This window comes from Methanosarcinales archaeon, from assembly GCA_014859725.1.
In the GTDB taxonomy this organism is placed as follows: domain Archaea; phylum Halobacteriota; class Methanosarcinia; order Methanosarcinales; family Methanocomedenaceae; genus Kmv04.
In genome coordinates, this window is sequence record JACUTQ010000073.1 from 1 (window position 1) to 10,462 (window position 10,462).

The window sequence follows — 10,462 nt, forward strand, 5'->3', positions numbered from 1 at the left end:
AGATATCATGGTGCTCAGCGGTTATAAAGTGTTCCAGAACTAAATTGCTGAGACAATAGTCCTCCCCATTGCAGGTTTGTTCGACTGGCAGGCTGGTGCCAGCTTTAAAGGTATCTGAAGATATCGAGATTTGTTCCATTAACGTCTCCTTTATTAGATTTCTAAAATATCATCAGTCGTCATCATTATCCAATATCCCTTACCCGCTTCCATATGTGCCAGATCGTTTCCAAAAGGTGCACTTGGATCGTACTTCTTCCAATGATCAGTATCGCTGGCATCATATGCCCAAACGATACTGTAATTGCCAGTGATTGAAGATAAAGCATCAGTAATTGGCTGACTTTCAAGTGAATTATACCCAATTAAGTTCCAGCCGTTCTTTAAGTTAATATCAGTTGATTCTGGCACTGTTCCACTGATGTTCAGAGCATTGTCAGAGGTCATCATAATCCTGTACCCTTTTCCAGCTTCCATATGTGCCAGGTCGTTTCCGAAGGGTGCAGATGGATCGTATTTCTTCCAGTAATCAGCAGTGTCGCTGGCATTATATGCCCAAATAATGCTGTAATCACCCATGATCGGAGACAGTACAAATGCAATGCTGGTTTCTTCGGGCATTAACGGTAAAGAAATTAGGTTCCAGCCAGTATATAGATCGATAGTAATGCCTGTTGCCACTACTTGAACAAATTTAGTTGTTGAGTTTGTGGTACTTGAATTATCTGTTATCGTTAGATTTACGTCGTAATCACCTTCTAAAGTGTAAGAGTGTGTTATTATCTTTTCTATCGTGGAAGTAATATTACCATCACCAAAGTCCCATTTATAATTCATTATAAATAATAAAAGACCAACAATACTCGAAGACACAATCGCAAAATAATGACCCCAGTTCACAGCGGCTACCTGACCAGTCAACCTCCAAATCCCGCATCTAGGTTGTCACTCTTGCCAAAAATGCAACAAATCTTAATAATGGAGATGTTTATGGAGATGTATGGGTGGCAGAATTAGATTTCATTATTGTAGGAGAAATTGCTACACCCAACTTCCAAAACAAGTACATTACAAGATTCGGAAGCTAAAGAAAACATTCACAGATTAGTCATATTTGGTATTGTAATTCTATTGTTCGCTATATATTTGCTTTGAGGGTCCGAAAAGAAGATAATCAGTCCATCATTTGATGGGTAAAACTGGCTCTTGCCTCTTCAATTTCATCAAATGATAATATAATATTTTCTTTTTCAGACAGTATGCTCAATACTGCACCTTTTGTTTTTCCAATTACTTTGCAGGGAATTCCTGAAAACATTTTTAATACTTTTTCTGGTTGTTTTGTAGAGATAACCATTCTGCCGTAGGATTCTGAAAAAAGACTTTCATCATCCCTGAGACCCATTCCGGAAATATCCACTTCAGCACCCACATAGTCCACCATTTCGCAGAGTGTGACTGCTAATCCGCCATTGGATACATCATGGGCAGCTGCTATGTAACCCGATTCTACAGCAGAGATGATATTGTTCACAATATTATCGATATTTTCAACCACATTAGGGGTGGCACCATTTTCATTCAAATCCATTAATGAATAATACTCACTTGCTCCCATTTCGGTCAGTGTCTCACCTATCAGGATAATGGTCTCACCAGTCTGCTGGAAGGTACTGCCAGGGATGTTATCCAGATCCTTTATGCATCCCACCATCCCGATGCTGGGTGTGGGTGCAATGGCAGTTCCGAATTCATCACTCTCGTTATAAAAGGATACATTCCCCCCGACGACAGGTATTTCCAGTGTCCGGGCTGCATCCCCCAGACCCAGACATGCCTGTTTGAACTGATGGTAGATCTCAGGTCTTTCCGGGTTCCCGAAGTTAAGACAATCCACCAGAGCAAGAGGACGGGCGCCAACTGCTGCCAGGTTCATGGCATTTTCGATTACTACTCCCGCGCCGCCGTTATACGGGTCAGCCTCCACCTGGGCAGGGTTGCAGCCGCAAGACATCGCAAGCCCCTGTTTTTCATCTATTATCCTCAGAACCCCGGCATCTCTGCCTGGTTTGACAACTGAACGCACCTGCACTTCATGGTCGTATTGGCGATATACCCATTCCTTTGAAGCAATATTAGGGGCTGAAAGTAACTTGAGGATGACGCTTTTGAGATCATCAGGCATTGGAGGGATTTCCATATTCCGCTCTTTTGTTGCAGGCTGGAGTGCCATTTCTGAAGTTGGAGCTCCTTCACACAGGAACAATATCGGGATATCTACTACTACGTCACCTTTATATTCCACCATATACTGGGTTTCACTGGTGAATTCACCTATTACATTGGCTGTAAGGTCATATTTGTCAGCTATTGCCAGGACCTCATCCACCTTTCCAGGTTCCACTTCAAAGAGCATTCGCTCCTGGGACTCAGAGATCATGATCTCATAGGGTGTCAGGGTCTCATCCCTGAGGTGCACCCTGTCAGCGATGATATGGAGACCCAGATTTCCTTTGGCTGCCATCTCACTGCTTGCTCCTGTCAGGCCAGCTGCACCCAGGTCCCTGCATGAGAGCACCAGTCCTTTATCCACAGCATCAAGAGTAGCTTCTATGAGCAGTTTCTCAGTGAATGGGTCACCTATCTGAACACTGTGTCTGTCTTCTGATTCTGATTCTTCGCTTAAGTCCCTTGAAGCAAATGATGCCCCGCCCAGACCGTCCCTGCCAGTGGATGAGCCCATGAGAATAACCTTATTGCCTGCCTTTTGGGCAGTGGCTGTTACGATCTTATCCTGGCGGGCCAGTCCTACACATACTACATTGACCAGAGGATTACCGCTGAAACTTTCATGGAAATATGCTTCACCATTTAGCACTGGTACGCCGATACAGTTCCCATACCCTGCAATTCCCATGATAACATGTTCAAAGAGATACCTGTTCTTTTCATCGTCCAGTGGTCCGAAATATAACGGGTCCATGAGTGCAATGGGACGCGCTCCCATTGATACAATATCCCGCACAATACCGCCAACACCTGTGGCTGCACCATTATAAGGGTCTACATAAGAAGGATGATTGTGGCTTTCCATGGCAAAGGCCAGTACCCAGCCCTCTTCCAGTCCGATAATAGCGGCATCGTCACCTGGACCGATAATCACCCGCTCCCCTGTGGTAGTAAAGGTCTTAAGTATAGAAGCGCTTGAACGGTAGGAGCAATGTTCACTCCAGAGATTCAAGAAACAACCCTGTTCCACTTCTGTAGGTTCTCTGCCAAGTCTTTCTGTAATTATCCTGTAATCGTGTTCTGGAAGCATATAATATCTCTCATTGCTTAGGATTTTTCAATTTTTTTATGGACCAGTTTCATAACATCATGCTGAGTTACCACACCCACTACCTTACCTTGCTCCACCACCATCACGGCCGGACTCTGCTCAAGCAGATGGGAGATGGTGTTAACAATAGTATCTTTGGATACTGTTGGGAATGAACTGCCCATGATTTCCTTTACCTTCATATTTGACAGTTTTTCAGTATCCCGCTCTGTCATGGAATGCACTACCATATCTGAGGATATACTGCCTACAGGCACTCCATTCTCGATAACAGGCACCTGGGAGAAACCCTCATTTTCCATGATATCTACTGCCTCTTCCACCGACGACTCTGGATGTGTCTGTATCACAGGGGTATGCATAATATCACTAGCCTTGATCCTCTGTTTTTCCATTACTAAAAACGCATCAAATATCTTTGTAAGGGTGGAAAGCCTGGGGTCTACATCCCCTGATTCGATCCTGGCTATCAGGGGCTGGCTTACGCCTGCAAGTCTGGCAAGTTCGTTCTGGGTAAGATTGAGATTGGTCCTTCGTTTCTTTAATTCTTCAGGCGTGGGTAGAAACATGGTATGTACACTCCTTTTATTTAGTGTACTTTAATAACTCATGGTAATATCATTGTTTTGATATTAATATTTGTCTGATTTAAGCGGTCAATTGACATTCAAGAAATAAGGATAATCTCGTATTTTCCGCCACCATAGAATATTAAAGTCTTCTCAAAACCCTACCATTATCATCTCAACAGTATTTGTAACATTTTTAGGAATTACAATTCCGTTAAAATATTAATATTCGTCTAAAATATATTAGATAAAATCAATTTAAAGTTATTCCTGCCCCAGAATAAAACTTTATGAACTTACTGAATCGGAACCCATTTCACTTTTCCACTGCTGATATGCCTCATACATCAATCTGTCCAGTTCTTCTGCTCTTTTAGGATCAGACGATTCTATATTACCATCAGAATCCACAACAGTAACAGTGATGCCAAATCGTTCAGCAGCTGCTTTATCTGCATCTGAGACCAGGCCGGTTTCATCGACCTCTGTGATCTGGTCCAGCATAATATTACCCAACGCATCCTGTGCAGTCATAGACTGCAATTGTTGTGTAAATGTATGAACGAGTTCCAGATTACCATCAACATTACTTGTATAGGTCTGGTACATATGTCGACTCTGCCTGTACCCAATATATATCTCAAGCAGGGTAACTCCTATCATGGAATTCTCGGCTTTGCCTACCACCAGGTCGCTCATGATCTTTTGATTACCGTCCTTAGTATGCTGGACAAGGAATCCCGTCTCTTTACCTTCCTCATTGGATATCTCAACCAACTTGAGCATGCATTGACCAATACTCATGCCCTTTGTGGGTATCACACGGTCAAAGTCCTCAATGGTCCTAGAGAATTTTCCATCCACGTATTTGCCCACACCTTCCCTATTCACAATGTCCAGAACCCTGGCGCCCTGAATGCCCCACATGTTTGATTTAATGCCGTACTCTTTTTCCTTTGCTAACAGCTCTGAAAGTCTTTCACCGGCATCTATATGCCGGCTGAGCCTGCGCCTTATCAGGACATCATCATCAGCAACAATCTCAATTTGCTTGGGCACTACACCTATCGATTGTGTGAGTTGTTTGATATCTTCATACAGCTTTTCTTCACCCATTTCCATAATATCAAAGATATGTTCTATGATGAAATTGAGTTTTTCCAGCATGGTCACATCTACGTAGGCTTGCCCGTCCTCATCAAAAATCGGAAGTTTGCGGTGCTCAACGATCTCTTTATCCATTTGTTCAAGACAATCCCGCCGTATCAGTACGACAGGCTGGGCAGAACGAGCACGCCCCTCATAAATAGCACCCACATTCTCATCAGCCATAGCAATGCTCAATGTAGTCTTACCGCCCCCTTGTGGACCTGTAAGATAAAGGATCGGGGTTTGTGCTAATTCTTTTTTAAGAATCTCTATAGCTTGTTCTTTTGAATATTCTGATGTATTAAAGACATCCAATGAAGGCACCTCATGGAATTGTTTGAATATATTACGTTTGAAGATTTTTAATATTAACGTAAGTAAGATATTGAAAAAGATGCAAGCTGTGCCAATAAGCACAGCTCACCACCTTTAATCAAAATCCATATCAGGCATACCGCCTGGGGGCATTCCACCTGGCATTCCACCTGATTTGCTGCTAGCTATGACATCATCTATCCTTAATATCATTACAGCCGCTTCAGTTGCAGAGTTGATTGCCTGGGTCTTAACCCGCAAAGGCTCGACCACACCTTCATTCCACATATCGATCACATCGCCTGTAAATACATTGAGGCCTGCAGATTTCACACCCTTTTCGTGTTGGCTGCGCATTTCCACCAGTTTATCGATGGGATCCAATCCTGCATTCTCAGCCAGGGTGCGGGGAATGACTTCGAGGGCTTCTGCAAAGGCAGTAACTGCTAATTGTTCCCTTCCTTTAAGGGTAGTTGCATACTCTTTCAGGCGCAGTGCCAGTTCAATTTCAGGTGAGCCGCCGCCTGCTACGATCAGTCCGTCCTCTATTACTACTCCAACAACTCTGGTGGCATCCTCGAATGCGGTCTCCACATTATCAACTACATGTTCGGTACCGCCTCTCAACACCACGGATACGGCCTTCGGATTCTTGCATTTTGTTACATAAATGGTGTCTGTGTTACCCACCTTGCGCTCCTCTACCAGACCGGCAAAGCCAAGGTCTGATTCAGATATCTCATTCATATTATTGACAATGGTGGAACCAGTAGCCCTGGCCATTTTCTCTATATCGCTTTTCAGGAATCTGCGAACTGCCAAAATACCTGCCTTTGCCAGATAATGCTGGGCCATGTCATCAATACCTTTCTGGCAGAACAGGACATTTGCACCGCTGGCGACGATAGTGTCAACCTTGTTTTTTAGCATCTTCTCTTCCTGGTCAAGGAATAACTGCAACTGATCAGGAGAAGTAATATTGATCTCTGCATCCATTTCAGTCTTCTGAAATTCCACAGCGGCATTGAGCAGCAGTATCTTTGCGTTTTCAACTGTTTTGGGCATGTTCTGGTGTACTCGCCCTTTGTCTATTACCATACCTTCCACCAGTTCAGAATCATCCACACTGGCGCCTACTTTCTTTTCCAGTTTAATGTTTTCCCGATCCACGACTTTGTGATCATCATCCATCTCAACTACTGATAAGACCGCTGCTACTGCCAACTTTGAGAGTTTCTCTTTTGCACTCTCGGCACCTTTACCAGTAATAGCAGTACCTGCTACTTTCAACAAAAGATCTTCATCGTCTTCAGTTACCGCCTTCGTCATTCCTTTGAGGATATCTTTGGCTTTATCACTGGCAATCCTGTAACCGGCTGCTATTATTGTAGGATGGATATTCATATCGAGTAGTTCTTCTGCTTTTTTCAGCAGTTCTCCTGCCAGCACTGCGGCTGACGTGGTACCGTCCCCTACTTCATCGTCCTGGGTCTTTGCCACTTCTACCACCATCTTGGCTGCCGGGTGCTCGATATCCATTTGCTTCAAGATCTGGGCACCATCATTGGTGATGACGATATCACCCATTGAGTCCACCAGCATCTTATCCATTCCTTTAGGTCCCAGGGTGGTGCGTACCGCATTTGCTACCGCTCTGGCTGCCATGATGTTACTATTCTGTGCTTCTTTCCCGCGGGAACGTTCAGTACCCTGGCGTAAAATGTATATTGGCTGTCCTCCTAATTGCCCTGCCATAAAAAATGATTCCTCCTATTGCTATTGATTATAATTATTTAAAGTCTATTTCACATGTTTGTACTTCTATATGAAGATTGTGGATGGTTTTCAAATTTACCTGTAGAAATAAATAATTTCAATGGTATCTATATGAATCATATGAAAGAAATCCATGTTATTTCACATTGTTTCCTGAATCCTGCTGCGCGGTTAAAAGGTCTGAAACCCTTACCACCTTTAGACCTTCCTGGTAATATCATCCAGCTCCCATGTCCCGAGGCTACCTATTCTGGTCTGAACCGGTGGGAAATTACCAGAGAACAGCTGAATTTTCCCAATTATAGACGGTTCTGTCGCAAAATATTCCAGCCCACAGCAGATATACTTCAGATGCTGTATCAGGCAGAATATACGATCACACTATTAGGAGTGAGGGGAAGTCCTTCGTGCGGAGTAATGAACACCAGTGAAGGATTTGAAGGCGGCCGCCTGGAAAAAAAGGATCATGTCCATATACAGGGTATGGGTATATTTTTTGAAGAAATCATTCAGGAATTGGAGAGCAGGGATATAGAATTCAATTTATATGAAAAATAAGGTAAAGAAAACCTTGCAATGCCCCATAATACCTTATATATTAATTCCCTTTTCTAATTAATCACTTCATCCTTGGATACTGTTCTGCTTATCAAAAAATGGAATTGTAGCTTCGGTGTACCAGGCTTGCAGGAATGTCAACATATGGTACTTTAAGAACACGCGTCCTGGGACTATTAAGAACAGAATGAACAACATCAATACTATAAACGCGATCATTAAATAGGGTATAAAGACTACTAAAAATAATAGATCACCCCATCCCAGACCAATTGCCCCTAAAACGAAATACAGTAAAGCACCTACTAAAGCTATGATTCCAAATACGATCAAAAAGAGGATCAATCCTGCAATTCCAATAATGATAGCTACTGCAATACCCAGTACGAACCTGACCAGCCAGTATACCAATATCTGTTTCCAATCTCCTCTGAATCTTGTAGCTATCTTCTTGAAGGCTGCTATGATACCCAGGTTATGATACATGGCCAGGGGTATGGAGAGATTGATAAATGACCCAATGATCCCGAAAATTATGGCAAATACAAGAAGAATAAGAATAACCCAGATAATGATCGAGAAAATAAATCCAATGCCAATATTTTCAGGCGAATTCAGTATGGGCAGCAGTATCGGAAGCATGCTCATCACTAACAGAACAATAAACGCCAGCATTAACAGTATTCTAATAATGAACAGATTAAATCCAGGTCTTAGATATTTCCTTGAATATTCCCAAAATCTCACCTGGTTTGTAACCAGGGAGTTTACAAATACAAATTCCATGATATTGGAAATGTATGAAAAAATAAGAATTAGAAGCAGGATCAAACCTATGATCAATAAAATTATCGTCAAATATTGATCAAGGAACTGGCTGATCTCACCAGGAAAATCGCTTATTGCAGGTGATTGATAATCTCCACCTTTAAAATTTCCACTATTAAATCCACCAGTATTGAAATTTGAAGGAGCATATCCACTTCCACCAATTAGGAAAATAATTATGCCCAGTTTCATCCATTTCCAGAAGCTGAAAGGTTCTATTAATGCCTTTTTGGTTTTTTCAAATGCATCATCCACAACATCGATGCTGTGCCAGCCCATGATAAGTAGAATACGACCTTCAGTATAAATAATTTCCTCAAACTTATATAAAATTGAACTGTAATGATAATCCGTTTATTACCAAATCTGATTCAGAATACTTTTTATTTGTTTAATTAAATTGTTCAAATCAGACATTTCTCATGAAATGTGGGGAATTTCATATTGGGGTAGTTAAATGAAAGTAACAATGAGCTTTATAGAACCAGAAAAACTAAGAATGATCAATGAGATTCAGGCTGCCAGAAAGGAATTTGATAAAATTGAAATGAATAAAACAATAAAGTCAATGCCTAATTAATTAATGGCTTAGGTTGTTTCTCTTCAGGTAGGACAGGGAGAAGCATGGTGTTTATTATGAGGGGGGATTCTATATTTTTTGCTCTTTCAATAAGCAGCTCTTTTCCATTCAGGGTAAGCCCGAAAAGTGGAATAGCTGTACCTACCTGAATGAGGGGTTTTACCAGTCCCCGAATATTTTCTGAAGCACAACCAGTGATTACATCTACCTGTTTTAACAATTCTGCTGCGTCGTGGCTGCATATTCCGGTAAGATGAGCAGCCATTATTGTTACTTCAATACCCAGTTTCTGTTTCATTTCCAGTATTCGAACAGCTGAATTCACATCCACGACCGATACAGCAATTCTGGTATAACCTTTAGATGCTGCCAGTTCCAGTCCTGCTGCCTGATCAATTCTGGCTGATTTTGGGTCCAATACATAACCTCCCCTCTCATGGATGGCCTCTATCACTTCAGAAATGGGCTCTGTTTCTATCAGTCCTGAAATCTGAGCGCCCATACCCTGGACCAGTTCGGGATTTGAAGTAACAACTGTTCCGGCTCCGTCGCATACTGTGACAGTGGAATCTATGAGGCCTCTACCTAGCGCTGTCATCATAATCTCAGATATACCAAAACTTGCGAACACTCCCAGATCCAAACGCCTGCCCGGCGTGAACATACCAAAATCCTTTATCCGCTGCTCCATGTTCCGGATAGCCGACTCTTTTGTAATTTCCTTGATCCCACTGGCTTTGTTCCAGAGGGGACACCAGGTTATTTTGGGCTGGCCAGCCTCAATTACCTTGCCGTCCTTTACCAGTACCCTGGTCATTCCCAGGATCTCCATGATATGGGGTATTTCTATCCCTCCTTAATATATCCAAGCAGTTCCATCAGGTCCTCGGCTTTTTTGTGAGATATATTATCTTTGATCCTGTCCAGCAGGATATCCAAATATTCATCTTCTAGACAACTCAGGCACTCATCACCCTGGAAAATAAGGTCTGCCAGATATTCCAGATCTGCCGTGGACAATGCATCAAGCCGTGATTTGAATTCCTGTCCCGAACTACTGAATCGCTTGCTTACTGGTGGTAATATGGAACGAAAAGCAGGAGGGAAATTATCAATATCCAGTTCAGGGACCATTTTTCTTAATAATTCCATATCCCGGGATGTAAGCTTTCGAGCCATACCATATACTCATGGAATATGGAAGATATAATTAATTCGGTTAAATTAATAGGAATCAGAAAATCTTCTTTGGATATTCTTCTTCTTCTTCTTCGAATTATTCTTCAGATTCGTCTGTATCTTCCATCTCCTTTGACATTTTATAATCGTCCCAGCCCATCCATGCCA

Annotated in this window: 9 protein-coding genes; 1 reads left to right on the top strand and 8 read right to left on the bottom strand. The window is 42.3% G+C overall.

Translation table 11 applies throughout. From position 1 onward, the window contains the following. Window positions 1-153: 153 nt before the first annotated feature. The 5 genes from IBX40_07415 to IBX40_07435 form a co-directional block, all read right to left on the bottom strand. A complete protein-coding gene (locus IBX40_07415) occupies window positions 154-837 on the bottom strand; it encodes a PKD domain-containing protein (GenBank protein MBE0524143.1) in 684 nt (227 codons plus the stop codon). A gap of 337 nt (window positions 838-1,174) precedes the next feature. Further along, on the bottom strand, window positions 1,175-3,319 hold the full coding sequence (gene purL, locus IBX40_07420) for a phosphoribosylformylglycinamidine synthase subunit PurL (protein MBE0524144.1): 2,145 nt from the start codon (window positions 3,317-3,319) through the stop codon (window positions 1,175-1,177). 17 nt (window positions 3,320-3,336) lie between these two features. Beyond that, complete coding sequence (locus tag IBX40_07425; protein MBE0524145.1) at window positions 3,337-3,909, bottom strand: CBS domain-containing protein; 573 nt, start codon at window positions 3,907-3,909, stop codon at window positions 3,337-3,339. Between the two features lie 288 nt (window positions 3,910-4,197). Beyond that, window positions 4,198-5,373, bottom strand: a complete 1,176-nt coding sequence (locus IBX40_07430; protein ID MBE0524146.1) for a hypothetical protein — start codon at window positions 5,371-5,373, stop codon at window positions 4,198-4,200. 114 nt (window positions 5,374-5,487) lie between these two features. Further along, a complete protein-coding gene (locus IBX40_07435) occupies window positions 5,488-7,128 on the bottom strand; it encodes a TCP-1/cpn60 chaperonin family protein (protein ID MBE0524147.1) in 1,641 nt (546 codons plus the stop codon). Window positions 7,129-7,260: 132 nt separating this feature from the next. Between IBX40_07435 and IBX40_07440 the strand changes: the two genes are divergently transcribed. Next, window positions 7,261-7,707 carry a hypothetical protein gene (locus IBX40_07440; protein ID MBE0524148.1) on the top strand — a complete coding sequence of 149 codons (447 nt, stop codon included), beginning with the start codon at window positions 7,261-7,263 and terminating at the stop codon, window positions 7,705-7,707. A 66-nt stretch (window positions 7,708-7,773) separates the two neighbouring features. Here the strand turns inward: IBX40_07440 and IBX40_07445 are convergent, their stop codons facing one another. From IBX40_07445 to IBX40_07455, 3 genes are all read right to left on the bottom strand, one after another. Beyond that, entirely contained in the window at window positions 7,774-8,814 is a 1,041-nt protein-coding gene (locus tag IBX40_07445; protein ID MBE0524149.1) for a hypothetical protein, read from the bottom strand. Between the two features lie 293 nt (window positions 8,815-9,107). After that, window positions 9,108-9,959: a DUF2099 family protein gene (locus tag IBX40_07450; GenBank protein ID MBE0524150.1), complete on the bottom strand. Its 852-nt coding sequence runs from the start codon at window positions 9,957-9,959 to the stop codon at window positions 9,108-9,110. A gap of 2 nt (window positions 9,960-9,961) precedes the next feature. Further along, on the bottom strand, window positions 9,962-10,294 hold the full coding sequence (locus IBX40_07455) for a hypothetical protein (protein MBE0524151.1): 333 nt from the start codon (window positions 10,292-10,294) through the stop codon (window positions 9,962-9,964). Window positions 10,295-10,462: the final 168 nt, after the last annotated feature.